Source organism: Nocardiopsis ganjiahuensis DSM 45031 (assembly GCF_000341085.1).
GTDB classification, from domain to species: domain Bacteria; phylum Actinomycetota; class Actinomycetes; order Streptosporangiales; family Streptosporangiaceae; genus Nocardiopsis; species Nocardiopsis ganjiahuensis.
Genome location: NZ_ANBA01000028.1, coordinates 66055 through 80581 on the forward strand (window position 1 = coordinate 66055; position 14527 = coordinate 80581).

General features: G+C 73.6%; 10 protein-coding genes. 7 read left to right on the top strand and 3 right to left on the bottom strand.

All coding sequences use genetic code 11. The features are described 5' to 3' along the window. Positions 1–159: 159 nt before the first annotated feature. The gene (locus D458_RS0129465; protein ID WP_017590313.1) at positions 160–2310 is read left to right on the top strand and encodes a PrsW family glutamic-type intramembrane protease; all 2151 of its coding nucleotides are present in this window, start codon (positions 160–162) and stop codon (positions 2308–2310) included. Between the two features lie 60 nt (positions 2311–2370). On the opposite strand, the gene D458_RS0129470 is transcribed toward D458_RS0129465, so the two are convergent. Continuing rightward, positions 2371–4743, bottom strand: coding sequence for a molybdopterin-dependent oxidoreductase (locus D458_RS0129470; RefSeq protein ID WP_017590314.1), 2373 nt, complete (start codon positions 4741–4743; stop codon positions 2371–2373). A 255-nt stretch (positions 4744–4998) separates the two neighbouring features. Between D458_RS0129470 and D458_RS0129475 the strand changes: the two genes are divergently transcribed. From D458_RS0129475 to D458_RS0129495, 5 genes are all read left to right on the top strand, one after another. Further along, complete coding sequence (locus D458_RS0129475) at positions 4999–5946, top strand: HpcH/HpaI aldolase/citrate lyase family protein (protein ID WP_026119802.1); 948 nt, start codon at positions 4999–5001, stop codon at positions 5944–5946. Positions 5947–6007: 61 nt separating this feature from the next. Next, the gene (locus D458_RS0129480) at positions 6008–6706 is read left to right on the top strand and encodes a response regulator transcription factor (RefSeq protein WP_017590316.1); all 699 of its coding nucleotides are present in this window, start codon (positions 6008–6010) and stop codon (positions 6704–6706) included. A 5-nt stretch (positions 6707–6711) separates the two neighbouring features. Continuing rightward, positions 6712–8235 (top strand): sensor histidine kinase, encoded by a 1524-nt coding sequence (locus tag D458_RS0129485; RefSeq protein ID WP_083936471.1) that lies wholly within the window; start codon positions 6712–6714, stop codon positions 8233–8235. 131 nt (positions 8236–8366) lie between these two features. Further along, complete coding sequence (locus D458_RS0129490; RefSeq protein ID WP_040702956.1) at positions 8367–9476, top strand: DNA polymerase III subunit beta family protein; 1110 nt, start codon at positions 8367–8369, stop codon at positions 9474–9476. A gap of 78 nt (positions 9477–9554) precedes the next feature. After that, positions 9555–10064, top strand: coding sequence for a hypothetical protein (locus D458_RS0129495; protein ID WP_017590319.1), 510 nt, complete (start codon positions 9555–9557; stop codon positions 10062–10064). A gap of 16 nt (positions 10065–10080) precedes the next feature. Here the strand turns inward: D458_RS0129495 and D458_RS0129500 are convergent, their stop codons facing one another. Both D458_RS0129500 and D458_RS0129505 read right to left on the bottom strand, forming a co-directional pair. Then, positions 10081–11367: a glycosyltransferase gene (locus D458_RS0129500; RefSeq protein ID WP_026119803.1), complete on the bottom strand. Its 1287-nt coding sequence runs from the start codon at positions 11365–11367 to the stop codon at positions 10081–10083. Positions 11368–11647: 280 nt separating this feature from the next. Continuing rightward, positions 11648–13501 carry a trypsin-like peptidase domain-containing protein gene (locus D458_RS0129505; RefSeq protein WP_017590321.1) on the bottom strand — a complete coding sequence of 618 codons (1854 nt, stop codon included), beginning with the start codon at positions 13499–13501 and terminating at the stop codon, positions 11648–11650. A 251-nt stretch (positions 13502–13752) separates the two neighbouring features. Between D458_RS0129505 and D458_RS0129510 the strand changes: the two genes are divergently transcribed. Then, positions 13753–14358, top strand: a complete 606-nt coding sequence (locus tag D458_RS0129510) for a response regulator transcription factor (protein ID WP_017590322.1) — start codon at positions 13753–13755, stop codon at positions 14356–14358. Positions 14359–14527 lie beyond the last annotated feature (169 nt).

Consider the following 14527-nt stretch of genomic DNA (forward strand, 5'->3'; position numbering starts at 1 on the left):
CAAACCCACAAAGAGAATAAAAGCCCCGAATTCGCATGTTCTGTTGGACGCCTTCGCCGTTATGCTCGTGCGGGGCCACCCGCACCTGCCGGACAACTCCGGACATGGCCGCCCCGCCCGGTCAGCCCCCAGAACCAGCCCTCCGGCACGAGGAAGTCCATGGAAGAACAGGCGATGCTCGCGCGCGACCTCGTGCTGCGCGTCTGTGCCGGCGCCACCGAGTTCGACCCCCAGTGGATCCGGGCCCGGGGGAAGGTCACCACCCCCTTCGCGGTGCCGCGCGACCGCAACCTGATCCGGGGCGTGGTCGCCGCAGGGCGGGCCATGGGCGTCGACCGGCTCCTGGTCTGCCGCACCCGAGCCGAGTTCTCCTACGACCCGGTGACCGAGGTCCCCCTCGACACCGACACCCTCATCGACCTCATCCGCGGTTGGGGGCCCGACCCCACCGACTTCCTCGTCTGCGTGGAGGACTTCTCCGCCGCGGTCCTGGTCACCTCCGGCGAACTCACGGTCGCCGCGGGACCGGTCGACTTCGTGCGGGAGATCGTCGGCCCGGACATTCCCCGGGCCCGCGCCGAGTTCGCCGAGAAGGCCCTGGACGGCAACAGGCCGGAACTGCTCCGGGCCGCCCAGCACTACAACTGCGTCGAACCCGGCGCCCGGCACGCGCGCGTCTCCCGCGGCCCCGGACCCGACCTGGCCGAACGGATCACCCGCAGGGCCGAACGCGCCCGCGAACGCACCCCCGGGCTGGTCCGCTTCCTGCGCGGACTGCGCGGCACGTGGGGCTGGCTCATGCTGGCCGCGTTGCTGCTGGTCCCCCTGGCCGTCCCGGCGCTCGGTACGGCCCTGCCCGCGCTCTTTCTCACGTTCCTGCTGGTGTTCCAGCTGGCCCTGTCGGCGCGCTCCCGGACCGTCTCGTTCGCGACGCTCCTGCGGGTGACCGCTCTGGGAGCCCTCCTGCTGTGGCCGATCGCTCTGCTGTCCGCTCTGGTCAGCGGTCTGCTCGGGCTGGACGTCACTCACGTGGTGAGCCAGACCTACGTGGCGGTCACCGTCGAGGAGGCGGGCAAACTCGTCCCGCTGCTGCTCTTCCTGCTCCTGGCCCGGCGACGCGTGCGCCGGCTCTCCGCGGTCGACTTCCTGCTCCTCGCGGCGGCTTCCGGGGCCGGGTTCCAACTGGCCGAGCAGCTGCTCAACGGGATCGTCGCCCCGGCGGTGGACCCCGTCACCGGGGTGGGGGGCGCGGACCCCGGGGCCTTCACCGGGCACGCCGTCGTCACCGGCCTCATCGGCGCCACCCTCGGCCTGGCCGTCGTCGGCCGCAGGTACGGGGGCTGGCTGTGGCTGCTGCCGGTCCTGGCCACCGGTCTGGTGTTCCTGGAGCACCTGCACACGAACGCGCGGGCGGCCGGGGCCCAGCTCGACCCGGTCTCCACCTTCGTGCACACCGTGCTCGGCGGTGGCGCGCTCACCCCGTGGCTGCTGCTGCTCACCCTGGTCTTCGCGGTGGCCATGGACTACCGGGTGATCGGAACGGCGGCCGAGACCACACCGCCGCTGCCCGGCCGGACCCCGATGCCGGGGCTGCGCCGCTGGGCGCACGGCAGGTCGGTGGCCATGCGGGTGCGCATCCCCGCCGACATCGCACCGCTGTTCCGTCGGATCGCGTTGTCGTGGGTGAACCTCCCGGTCACCCTCGCGACCACGCTCACCACCGTCGTGCACGAACTCGCCACCGCCACCATGGCCGCGAAACAGGGCCCGGGCGCGCTGTGCGACGCCCTGCGGTTCCTGCGCTGGCGCCGGGCCAACGCCATGGGGGAGGCCCGGTCGAGGGGGAGGAGCTGGCGCCGCTACCCCTCCCAGGAGGAGCTGGCCGACAACGCCGAGGACCTGGCCCGCCGCATCGGCCTGGCCGGCACCGGCGGCATCGTGGTGGTCGCAGCCGGGTTGCTGGTCCTGGGCTGCCTCGCTCTCGGCCCCGCCCCGGTCCCGGGTACGGCCGGGGAGGGGACGCCCGCCTACGCGGTACGGGCGCTGGAGGGGTTCCAGGGCTGGCTCGCCGCGGCCGACACGACGGCCACGGTGTGGACCGCGCTCACCGGCCTGGCCGTCCTGAGCCTGCTCACCATGGGCAACGCGGTCCCGCACGCGCACCCCCGCATGGGCGAGTTCCTCCGGGCGCCCACCGCCAACACGGGCGCGATCCTCGGCATGCTCGCCCCGGGCCAGGTCGGGTACGCGCTGCTGGGCCTGGTCGGCCTGATCCTGCCCAGAAGGGTCAACCGCCTCATCCGCCGCTGACCGACAGAGCCGTGTCCGGAGCGGTGGGGCCGCGCCCCGGTCGGCGGGGCCGCACCCCGGTCAGCCCTCGAAGGGCTCCACGCCGACCGGGGGGTCGAAGGCCCGGACCGGAGGCAGCGCGTCCTCGTACGGTTCCACCTTCACCCGGACCAGCTGGCCGGTGCAGCCCTGGGACAGGGACGATGTGCCCACGTCCTCGGTGAGGGCGTTCGGGTTGCCGTGCACACAGGTGACGTCGGACCCCGACGGGTCGTACCAGGCGCCGGTCGACAGCTGCACCACGCCGGGCCTGAGGGCGTCGCTCACCACCAGCCCCGCCAGGCACGAGCCCCGCGGACTGGATACGCGCACCACGTCGCCCTCCACGACCCCGGCCCGGGCGGCGTCCTCCGGGTGCATCCGCAGCGGGTCGCGGCCGCCGACCTTCCGGGAGGTGCTGTACCCGCCCATGTCCTGCTGGCTGTGCAGGCGCGTGTTGGGCTGGTTGGCGACCAGGACCAGGGGCCGGTCCGCGGGCCCGCCGTCGCTCGGGCCGTCCGCGCGGTGCCTCCCGACCCGGCCGGTCACCGCGGGCCCGGCCAGCCACACCGGGTGGCCCGGGCAGTCCTCGTAGCCGAAGGACGCGATGGTCTCCGAGTACAGTTCGATCCGCCCGCTCGGGGTGCGCAGCGCGTTCGCCTCCGGGTCCTCGCGGAACTCGCCCAGATGGGTCTCGTCCTCGACCCGGGCGGGCATGTCGATCCGGCCCCGCTCCCAGAACTCGTCGAAGCCGGGGACCTCCAGGTCCCGGCGGGCCAACAGCGCGCGCCAGCGCTCGTAGGCCACCCGCATCCACTCGCGGCTGGTCCGCCCCTCGGTGAACTCCTCGCGCACACCCAACCGCTCGGCCAGGTCCGCGTAGGTGTCGTACTCGTCGCGGGCCCGCCCGTGCGGCGGGAGGACCCTGGGCATCGCCCGCAGTGCCAGGTCCCCGTGGCTGGCGGCGAAGTCGTCGCGCTCCAGCACGGTGGTCGCGGGGATCACGATGTCGGCGTGCCGGGCGGTGGCCGTCCAGTGCGTCTCGTGCACCACCACGGTGTCCGGGCGGCCGAAGGCCCTGGTCAGCCGGGACAGGTCCTGGTGGTGGTGGAAGGGGTTGCCGCCCGCCCAGTACACCAGCCTGATGTCCGGGTAGCTGCGGCGCTCGCCGTTGAAGTCGTAGGGCTCTCCGGGGTGCAGCAGCATGTCGGAGACCTTGGCCACCGGGATGAAGTCCCGCACCGCGTTGTTGCCCTGCGGCATGCGCGGCAGCCCCAGCGGGGTCGCCCCGCCGCCGTAGTTGCCCATGGACCCGTAGCCGGACGCGAACCCCGCGCCGGGGAGCCCCACCTGCCCCAGGCAGCAGGCCAGGGCGAACCCCGCCCACAGCGGCTGTTCGCCGTACCGGGCGCGCTGCACGGACCAGCCGACGTTGACCAGCGTGCGCTTCTCGGCCATCCGCCGGGCCAGCGCCCGCAGGTCGGAGGCGGGGACCCCGCTCACCCGTTCGGCCCACTCGGGGGAGCGTTCGGTCCCGCCCGGGTTCCCGTGCTCGTCCCGGCCGCCCATCACGTAGGCGCGCAGCCGGTCGGCGCCCACGGTGTAGCGGTCGAGGAAGGCGGTGTCGGCCAGGCCCTCGCTGAACAGCACGTGCATGAGGCCCAGCAGCACTGCGGTGTCGGTGCCCGGTCTGAGGGAGACCCACTCCGACTTCACCTCGTCGGCGGTGTCGTCGCGCAGCGGGGACACCGACACGAACTCCACGCCGGCGTCCGCGGCCGCGCTCATCGCCGGGCCCGCGGTCTGGGCGGCCCGGCCGCCGGAGGACGTCCACGTGTTGGAGACCCGCAGCCCGCCGAAGCTGACCAGCAGCTCCGTGTGCTCGCGGATGCGCTCCCAGGACGGCACCCGGCTGAACAGCCGGTTGGCCGCGGGGGTGCCGATCAGGTGCGGGAACAGCACCTCCAGGGCGCCGTGGCTGTAGGTGTTCACGGACCGCGTGTAGCCGCCGACGGTGTTCAGGAAGCGGTGCAGCTGGCTCTGCGCGTGGTGGACGCGGCCCGCGCTGCCCCAGCCGTAGGAGCCGCCGTAGATCGCGGAGTTGCCGTGTTCGGTGCGGACCCGCTCCAGCTCGCGGGCGAGCAGGTCCAGCACCGTGGACCACTCCACCTCCACGTAGGCGTCCTCGGGGTCGCCGCGGCGCGGGTCGGGACCGGGGCCGTGGTCCAGCCAGCGGCGGCGCACGGCCGGACGGGCCACCCGGGTGCGGTGGTGCTGGGCCACGGGGGTGTTGCCCATGACGGGGGCCGCCGCGGGGTCGTCCGGGTTGGCGCGGACCCCGACCACCCGGTCGTCGTGGACCTCGACCTGGTAGCTGCCCCAGTGGGCGCTGGTCGGGCGAAGCGTCGCGGACATGTGCACTCCCGTTGGTCCCGGGCCGGTGTGGTTCCCCGTCCCGGAACACACTCTACGCAGCTCGGGGACCGTGCCTCGTGCCCCGGCCGGACACGGTGCGATGATGATCCGCACAGCGGGATCCGGCAGGGGCCGACAGGCGCCGACGGGATCCGGCAGGCGTCAGCGGACGCCGGCGGCCGTCGGTGAAAACCGGGGTACACCGGCGGTGGCGCGGGCACGGGACGACACCAGCGACAGGGGAGCGGGACGGCAATGGGCGAGCTCAGGTCACGAAGGTCGGTACTCGCGGTGCCGGGGTCCAACCCCCGGTTCGTGGAGAAGGCCCGAGGGCTGGAGACGGACGCGTTCTTCCTGGACCTGGAGGACGCGGTGGCACCGCTGGAGAAGGCCTCCGCCAGGGACAACGTGGTGAAGGCGCTCAACGACGGCGGCTGGGAGGGCCGGGTCCGCTCGGTCCGCGTCAACGACGTCTCCACGGAATGGGCCTACCGCGACGTCATCACCGTGGTCGAGGGCGCCGGGGCCCACCTGGACACCCTCGTACTGCCGAAGGTGACCGCCGCCCGGGACGTCCACTGGCTGGACACCCTCCTCACCCAGATCGAACGCGCCGCGGACCTGCCCGTCGGACGGATCGGGATCGAGGCGCAGATCGAGGACGCCAAGGGCCTGGTGAACGTGGACGGGATCGCCGCCGCCTCGCCCCGCCTGGAGACCCTGGTCTACGGGCCCGCCGACTTCATGGCCTCGATCAACATGAAGAGCCTGGTCGTGGGGGAGCAGCCGCCCGGCTACGACACCGGCGACGCCTACCACCACGTCCTCATGCGCATCCTCGTGGCGGCCCGCGCCCACGGGCTCCAGGCCGTGGACGGCCCCTACCTGCAGATCCGCGACGTCGACGCCTTCCGCCGGGCGGCCGGGCGCACCGCCGCGCTCGGGTTCGACGGCAAGTGGGTGCTGCACCCGCTCCAGGTGGAGGCCGCCAACGAGGTGTTCGCACCCTCCCAGGAGGACTACGACCACGCCGAGCTGATCCTGGACGCCTACGCGCACGCCACCACCGTGGACCGGCGCGGCGCCGTGATGCTCGGCGAGGAGATGCTCGACGAGGCCTCCCGGAAGATGGCGCTGGTCGTGGCGGGCAAGGGCCGGGCCGCCGGACTGTCCCGGACCCGCTCCTTCGACCCCGGATCCTGATCACTCGGCCTTCCGACCCGCCTCTTACCGGCCTCTCACCAAGGTGGGAGAGCATGGGGGCATGGAAAGCACCGCCACCGTCCTGGTCGCCGACGACGACCGGGCCATCAGGGAGTCCCTGGAACGCGCCCTCCAGCTCGAGGGGTACACGGTGCGGACGGCGGCGGACGGGGTCCAGACACTGGCCGCCGTCCACGCCGACCCCGTGGACCTGCTCGTCCTCGACGTCATGATGCCCGGGGTCGACGGCCTCGGCGTGGCCCGTGTCCTGCGCGCGGAGCACGACCGGACCCCCATCCTCATGCTCACCGCCCGGGTGGAGACCCCGGACCGGGTGGCGGGCCTGGACGCCGGTGCCGACGACTACCTCGCCAAGCCCTTCGAGCTCGACGAACTCCTCGCCCGGCTGCGCGCCCTGCTGCGCCGCGCCGCCGTCGTCCCCGAGGAGGCCGGCGAGGAGGGCCCGCTGCGGGTGGGCGAGCTCCGCCTGGACACCCGGGCCCGCCGGGTGTGGCGGGGCGAGCGTGAGATCGACCTGTCCAAGACCGAGTTCGACCTCCTCGAACTCCTCATGCGCAACGCCGGGATCGTCCTGGACCACGCCACCATCTACGACCGCATCTGGGGCTACGACTTCGGCCCGGAGTCCAAGAACCTCGCGGTCTACATCAGCTACCTGCGCCGCAAGCTGGAGGACGGCGGACCGCCGATGATCCAGACGGTGCGGGGCGTCGGGTACACACTGCGTCCCCAGGGGTGATCCGCATGTCCGACAGCGTCCCCGCCGGCGCGGGCCCCGCTGACAGCGCTGCCGCGGGCGGTACGCCGTCGGGCGGTGCCCCCGCGGGCGCCTCCCGCGGCGGTGTCCTCCTGAAACCGGGCGAGTGGCGGCTGGGCACCCGGTTCGCCGTTCTGTTCGCCCTGGTCGCGGCGGTCACCATCGCCCTCGTCGGCACCCTCGCCTACAGCACCGCTGCGGCGCTCATCCGCGCGGACTCCAAGAGCGAGTTCGAGGCCGCCGTGCAGAACCTGTCCCGGCAGCTGGTGGTCTCCGCGGAGAACAACCAGGGCACCCCGGACAGCACCACCTTCAACTTCCTGGCCCCGGGCAGCCTCGACGCGCAGGTCCTCACCCCGGACGGCACCTGGGCCCAGCTGCTCACCAACCGCCACGAGCTCTCCTCCTTCCAGCCCACCGAAGCGGACCTGGAGGTCGCCCGGGCCGCCGAGGCCGGGGTCGTGGACACCCACGAGACCCAGGTCAAGGGCCAGGAGTACCGGGTGGGCACGGTCTCCCTGGGCGACGGGCACGGCGCCATCCAGCTCCTGCAGCGGCTGTCACCGGTGGAGCAGATGATCGGGCGGCTGGCCACCCAGATCCTGTGGGTGGGCCTGTTCGTCGCCCTGTGCGCGGCCTCCGTGGGCTGGCTGGTCGGCCACAGCATCACCGGCCGCCTGGTCCGGCTCACCGACGCCGCCGAGTACGTCAGTTCCACCGGCCGCCTCGACCCCGTCACCTCGGACCGCTCCGGCAACGGCCGGGGCGCCCCGGAGGAACCGGGCCACGACGAGGTGGGCCGCCTCGGCAGCGCCTTCAACGCGATGCTGGCCCGCCTGGCCCGCTCCAAGGACGAACAGCGCCGCCTGGTCCAGGACGCCGCGCACGAACTGCGCACCCCGCTCACCAGCCTGCGCACCAACGTCCAGGTGCTCGGCAGGGTGGACCGGCTCAGCCCGGAAGCCCGGCAGCGCCTCATCGACGACCTCCAGGGGGAGACCCGCGAGCTCGCCGACCTCGTCAACGAACTGGTCGGGCTGGCCACCGGGAACCACGAGGACGAGTCACCGAGCGCGGTGGTCCTCGCCGACGTCGCCGAACGGGTGGCGGCCCGCAGCCGGCGCCGCACCGGCCGGGAGATCCTGGTGGACGCGGACGGCAGCGTCGTGTGGGGCCGCCCGGGCGCCCTCGAACGGGCCCTGGCCAACCCGGTGGAGAACTCCGCGAAGTTCGACCCCGACGGGAGCGCGCCGATAGAGATCCGCATCCGGGAAGGGGTGGTGGAGGTACTCGACCGCGGCCCGGGTGTGGACCCCGAGGAGATCGGGCACCTCTTCGAACGCTTCTTCCGGGCCACGGTCGCCCGCAGCCTCCCCGGCTCAGGTCTGGGGCTGGCCATGGTCAAGGAGATCGCCCAGGCGCACGGAGGCCAGGTGTTCGCCCGCAACCGCGAAGGCGGCGGCACCGTCATCGGCTTCCACCTGCCGGTCCACCAGCCGCTCCAGGACTGAAAGCTCCGGGACCAGCTGCTCCGGACCCGGCCGCCGTCGGGCCCACCGGACCCCGCAGGTCCGGCAGGGCCCGGCGGGGCAGCCACACGGCGGGTTGACCTTCAGGTTGGTCGAAGCCCAATGATGGGGGAGTGCCAAACGACGAGCTGATGCCGATCGGCGTCTTCGCCCAGCGCAGCGGGCTGACCTCCAGCGCCCTGCGGTTCTACGCCGACTCCGGGCTGCTGCGCCCCGCCGAGGTCGACCCGGTCTCGGGCTACCGCTACTACTCCGCCGGTCAGGTGGCGAGGGCGACCGCGCTGCGGCGGCTCCGCGAGATCGCCATGCCCCTCGCCGGGGTCGAGGAGGTGCTGGACGCCGACCCCGCGGAGGCGTCCCGGCTGATCGACGGCCATGTCGCGAAGGTGCTCGGGGAGGCGGAGGCCGCGCGGCACAGGGCCGCCGCAGCCAAGGCCTCGCTCTCCGTCCCGGATGCCGGGGAGGCCCCGCCGATCGAACCTCCGGGCCTGCCGATCGCCGCGCTGAAGGGCCCCGTGCTGGCCGACGCGGTCGAGCAGGTCCTGACCGCGACCGCGCGCGAGCCGGGGGCGCCGGTCCTGTCCGGGGTACGGGTCGAGGCGAGCCAGGAGGCGCTCACCCTGACCGCCACCGACCGCTACCGGCTCTCCGTCCGGACCCTGGTCCCCGCCGAACCGCCCGCGATGACCTGGGCCGCCACCCTCGACGGCGGACAGCTCCGGGACGCGGCCGCGGAGGTCCGCCGCAGCGCGCTGGTGCGGATCGAGGCGGCGCCGCACGGGGTGTGGTTCCGTCTGACCGGCCGCGGCGACCGGTACTGCGGCACGCTGTCGGAGGTGTTCCCCGACTACCGGCTGATGCTCGCGTCGCTGCCCGAGGCCACCACCCGTGCGACGGTGCCCAAGGAGCCGCTGCTGAGGGCCCTGGAGGAGCACCCCGGGGAGCGCGTGGCCCTGCACGTGAGCGCTCACGGGGTGGCCGTCCTGTCGGAGGAGACCGTGGACGGGGACCACCCCGCCACCCGGCTCCCCGCCGCCACGAGCGGACCGGAGCTGCGGATCCGGTTCGAGCTGACCACCCTCTACCCCGCCGTGAGCACCGCCGTGGGCCCCGACGTGCTGTTCGACCTTCGAGGGAGCGAACAGCCGGTCACGATCCGCTCCGCCGACCGCGGCGACCTCACCACCCTGGCCATGCCGGTCCGGCCGACGCACCCGACCTGACCGCCCCGGCCACCCGGCCACCGGTCCACCCGTCTCCGTCCACCCGGCCGACCCGCCCGAACCGAACAGGAACCCGTCATGACCACCGCTCCCGCCGCCCCCGACCCGACGATGGAGGCCATCGGCCGCGCCGTCACCGAGGGCCGGGCCGGAGACCCCGCCTCCGCCCGCCGCCGGCTCCTGGACCTGTGGGCCGGGATCGGAGTGACCGGTGACCCGCTGCACCGCTGTGCCCTCGCGCACTACCTGGCGGACCTGTACGAGGACCCCGCACGGGCCCTGGTCTGGGACGTCCGTGCCCTGGACGCCGCCGACGCCGCGACCGACGAGCGCGTCCAGGAACACCACGCCGGCCTGTACGTCGCCGGCTTCTACCCCTCGCTGCACCTGAACCTGGCCGACAACCTCCGCCGTCTCGGGTCCTTCGAGGCCGCAGCCGAGCACGCCGACGCGGCCAGGGCGTACGCCCCGAACCTTCCGGAGGGGCCCTACGGAGACACCCTGCGCACCACCGTCGACGAGGTCGCGGAGGCCGTCGCCCGGAAGGACACCGCTCGGCGGAGTTCCGCCCCCGGTCCCGCCGCGTGAGGCACCGCGGCGCGGCCTACGGCCGGGCGGCCACCTGCGAGCGCACCCCGGTCACCGCGTCGCGGTAGATCCGCTCGAAGCGTTCCAGGGAGTCCTCCAGCCGGTGCCGCGAGGCCATCGCCCGGCTGTGGGCGCCCATCCGCGCCCGCACGGCCTCCTCCGACACCACCGAACCCACCCGGTCGGCGAGATCGGCCGCCCGCCCCGGCGGGTACAGGTACCCGTTGCGGCCCTCCTCCACCAGGTGGGGCAGGGCCATGGCGTCGGCGGCCACCACCGGCAGCCCGCTGGCCATGGCCTCCAGGGTGGCGATGCTCTGGAGTTCGGCGATGCCCGCGATGGTGAACACGTCCGCGCACCGGTACACGTCGGGCAGGTCCCCGTGGGCCACGAAGCCGAGGAAGACCACCCGGTCGCCCACCCCCTCCTCCCGGGCGAGCTCCTCCAGCCTGGCCCGGTGCGCGCCGTGCCCCGCGAGCAGCAGTTGCACGTCCGGGAGGAGGGCCACCGCGCGGACGAGTTCGTCGATGCGCTTCTCCTCGTCCAGACGGCCCACGAACAGCATCGTCGTGCGGTCGGGTACACCCAGTCGGGCGCGGAGGCGGCGCCGCTCGCCGGAGGCCCGGCTTCCGGGGCGGGGTTCGGGGAGCGGCTCGAACCGGACCAGGTCGATGCCGCAGGAGACCGGTTCCACCGGCCGGGCGAACCCCTGTTCCAGCAGGAGGCCGGCCGCGGCCGGGGTCGGCGTGGTCACGTGTTCGGCGCGTGACAGCACCCGGCCCAGGTCCCACCAGGCCAGGCGGGCCGCGTACGGGCGCAGTGCCTCGGGAACCCGCAGGGGGTCGAACAGGTTCTCGGGCATGAAGTGGTTGGTGGCCACCACCGGGATGCCGTGGTCGTGTGCGGCGTTGACGAGCATCCGGCCGACGATGAAGTGGTTCTGGACGTGCACGGCGTCCGGGCGCAGCCGGGCCAGGAGGCGGTTCAGGTGGCCGCGGACCCCGGGCGGCAGTGTCAGGCGCACGCTCTCGTGGGCCAGCGACGGCACGGAGCGCAGCCGGTGCTCGACCACCCCTCCCCGCTCCGCCACGTACGGGCGGCCGTCGGGGGAGGGGCACAGGACGTGCACCTCGGCGCCGCGTTCGGCGAGGCCCCGGGCGAGCCGGGCGGTGAAGTAGGCGGCACCGTTCACGTCGGGCGGGTAGGTGTCGGTACCGATGAGCACCCGGACGCGGCTCGGCCCCCGGCCGTTTCCCGAAACGCGGGCAACGGCCGGGGACTGCGGTGCGAAGGACGTGGACATACCGGTTCTCCTGGGGGCGTCGAGCGGCTGGGCCGTGCTCCGGTCCGGTGGGGACCACCACGAGTGTGGGCCACGGTCATGGACCGTCGCCGACCTTCCGGTGACGCTGAGAAGACCGATGACGTAGCACACGGCGCAGGGAAGAATACTCTTCGTGTTCGACTTTGTGTGTCAAGTCACAGAGGCGCCGACCGCCCCGGCATGCGGGCGGGGGCGGACCGGCCCGCTGGCCCGTCCGCCCCCGCTCGTCTTCCGGAGACCGTGAAGAAAGACGCCCCCGTCAGTCCTCCTCGGCCTCCGAAGCCTCCTCCGTGGCCGTGGCGGCACCCTGCTCGCCGAGTGTCACGGTCACGTCCTGCTCCGAGCCGCTGCCGCCGGACAGTACGCCCAGGGTGACCTCGTCACCGGGCTGGCGGGCGCGGATCTGCGCGATCAGCTGGTCGGGCGAGGTCACGGCCTCACCGTCCACGGACACGACCACGTCGCCGGGCTCCAGGCCCGCCTCGTCGGCGGCCCCGCCCTCGGTCAGCTCCATGATCTCGGCCCCGCCGGTCCGGCTGGGCGCGATGGTGGCCTGGATGGCCGGGTAGCTCGCGCTGCCGCCCTCGATCAGCTGCTCGGCGATCGGCTGGACCTGGTTGATCGGGATGGCGAACCCCAGACCCACCGAACCGCTCTCCTGGGAGAGCCCGGCGATCGCGGTGTTGACGCCGATCACCTCACCGGCCATGTTCACCAGCGGGCCGCCGGAGTTGCCGGGGTTGATCGCGGCGTCGGTCTGGATCGCGTTGATCACCGTCGCGGTCTGGCCGTCGCCGCTCTCGGTGGCGCCGGTGTTGACCGGGCGGTTGAGCGCGCTCACCACACCCGTGGTCACGGTGCCGGACAGGCCGAGCGGCGAACCGATCGCCACCACCTCACCGCCCACGCCGACCTGGTCGGAGTCGCCGAGCGTCGCCGGGGTGAGGTCGTTGCGGTCCTTGGCCTGGATCACGGCGATGTCGGAGACCGGGTCGGACCCGAGCACCTCCGCCTCGGCCGCGCTGCCGTCGTTGAACCGCACCTGGATGGGGCCGCCCCCGCCCGCCTCCACCACGTGTGAGTTGGTGAGGATCTGTCCGTCGGAGGAGATGATCACACCGCTGCCGCCGCCCGATCCGGTCTGGATGGAGACCACGCTGGGCAGGACCTGCTCGGCGACCTCGCCGACGGCTCCCTCTGTCGCGCTCGAACCCTGCTCGCCGGTGAGCGAGCTGATCGGCGAGCTGACCCCTCCGGGCATCAGGTAGGCGGTGCCCAGCGCGGCCGCCGGGCCCACGATCAGACTGGTGACCAGGGCGGTCGCCGCGGCGATGCCCACGATCCGGCCGGTGCCGCGCTTCTTGCGGGGCTCCTGGGGGTGGCCGGGGTAGGGGCCCTGCCCGAACTGGTTGTAGTGCGACTGCCCGGGCGGACCGAACGGGGGAAGGCCGCCCTGGTGCGGGTCGCCGGGCCGGGGTCCGTTGAAGCCGCCGGGCCCCTGCGGGCCGCCGAAGGCGCCGGACCCGTCGCCGTGGCCCACGGAGGCGAAGGCCGCGGTGTGCGAACCCTGCTGCCCCGGGTGCCCCTGGTGCGCGCTGTGACCGTGAGGGGAGCCGAAGGCGCCGGGCCGGGGGCCGTTCTGGCCCGCCTCGGGTGCGGACCCGGGGAAGTTCTGCGGGGCGCCGGGGGCGGCCCCGGGCCGGCCCTCGTCGGGGCCGGGGAAGACGTAGGAGGCCCGGTCGGTGTTGTTGGGGCCGGTCGCCCAGCCGGGCTCGGAGCCCTCGGGCGGCGACAAACGCGGCGCGGCCGGGCTCTGGGCCCCGGACGCCTCAGCGGGATCGGGTGTCTCGGTGAACGCGGAGGCCGCGACGGCATCGGACCCCGGGGCCTCGGAGGCCTCGGGTGCGTCCGGTGTCACCTGTTCCGCCGTGCCGACGTCGTCCGCGGCGCGGTCGTCGAAGAGCGAGTTCTCGAAGGAGCGCGCCTGCGCCTCGTCGGCCTGCTCGGCGCTGGTCTGATTCGGGGCACCGGACCCGGTGCGACCGTGCTCGGCGTCGCCGTGCTCGGCTCCAGCACCGGTCTCCGGACCGTCACTCGGGTCGTTCGGGTGCAACTCATCCTCCAACTGGCGGGACGATGTACTGACATGCTTCATCTTGGGGCGCGTGGGTTAGAACAGGGTGAGAGCCCCATACAGCGTGGTTTCGAGTCCGCTCCGATGCTGGTCGGCGGCGCCCCCGATCACCCGAACGCGCGACCCCGGTGGCTACTCCCCTGCGATTTCAGGGTCGTATGCACCACAATGTCCGGAACGATACCGTGCCCGCGCCCCCGAAACGCGGCTGCGACAGGGAAGGTCCACCCGTGATCAAGCTCGTGCTGGCCGACGACGAACACCTCGTGCGCGGAGCGATCGCCGCACTGCTCGGCCTGGAGGAGGACCTGGAGGTCGTCGCCGAGGTCGGCCGGGGGGACCAGGTGGTGGACACCGTCCTCGAGCACGACGCCGCCATCGCGGTCCTGGACATCGAGATGCCCGGGGCCACCGGCCTGGAGGCCGCCGCGGAGCTGAAGAAGCGGGCCCCCGGCTGCGGGGTCGTCATCCTCACCAGCTTCGGCCGCCCCGGCTACCTGCGCCGCGCCCTGGCCTCGGGAGCCCGCGGCTTCCTCGCCAAGGACGCCCCCGTCGAGCAGCTCGCCGGCGCCATCCGCAAGGTCCACGAGGGCGGCCGCTACATCGACACCGAACTCGCCGCCGCGGCGATGGTCGGCGGGGAGAGCCCGCTCACCGACCGCGAGGCCGAGGTGCTGCGCGCCGCCGCCGACGGCGCCACCGTCGCCCGCATCGCCAAGAGCCTGCACCTCACCGAGGGCACGGTGCGCAACTACCTGTCCAACGCCATCGGCAAGACCGGCGCCGACAACCGCATGGCCGCCATCCGCACCGCCCAGGACATGGGCTGGCTCTGACCGGACCCGGCCCCGCCGACCCCGGGGACTCCCTAGATCGTGTTCCTTGGATCATTTCGGGTTCGCGACCACCAGGCTGCCTCTCGCTGCACCGATATCACTCGGACAGCCAAACCCAGGCTGACCTTCGCTCATCGTCTGGCGAGAGATTGCCTGGACGGCCGCTCAC

What these genes read in the sequence shown, in the direction of transcription:
- D458_RS0129475 (WP_026119802.1), top strand. Translation starts at nt 4,999, where the DNA reads ATGGGCGAGCTCAGGTCACGAAGGTCGGTACTCGCGGTGCCGGGGTCC.
- D458_RS0129470 (WP_017590314.1), bottom strand. Translation starts at nt 4,743, where the DNA reads ATGTCCGCGACGCTTCGCCCGACCAGCGCCCACTGGGGCAGCTACCAG.
- D458_RS0129465 (WP_017590313.1), top strand. Translation starts at nt 160, where the DNA reads ATGGAAGAACAGGCGATGCTCGCGCGCGACCTCGTGCTGCGCGTCTGT.
- D458_RS0129485 (WP_083936471.1), top strand. Translation starts at nt 6,712, where the DNA reads ATGTCCGACAGCGTCCCCGCCGGCGCGGGCCCCGCTGACAGCGCTGCC.
- D458_RS0129480 (WP_017590316.1), top strand. Translation starts at nt 6,008, where the DNA reads ATGGAAAGCACCGCCACCGTCCTGGTCGCCGACGACGACCGGGCCATC.
- D458_RS0129495 (WP_017590319.1), top strand. Translation starts at nt 9,555, where the DNA reads ATGACCACCGCTCCCGCCGCCCCCGACCCGACGATGGAGGCCATCGGC.
- D458_RS0129500 (WP_026119803.1), bottom strand. Translation starts at nt 11,367, where the DNA reads ATGTCCACGTCCTTCGCACCGCAGTCCCCGGCCGTTGCCCGCGTTTCG.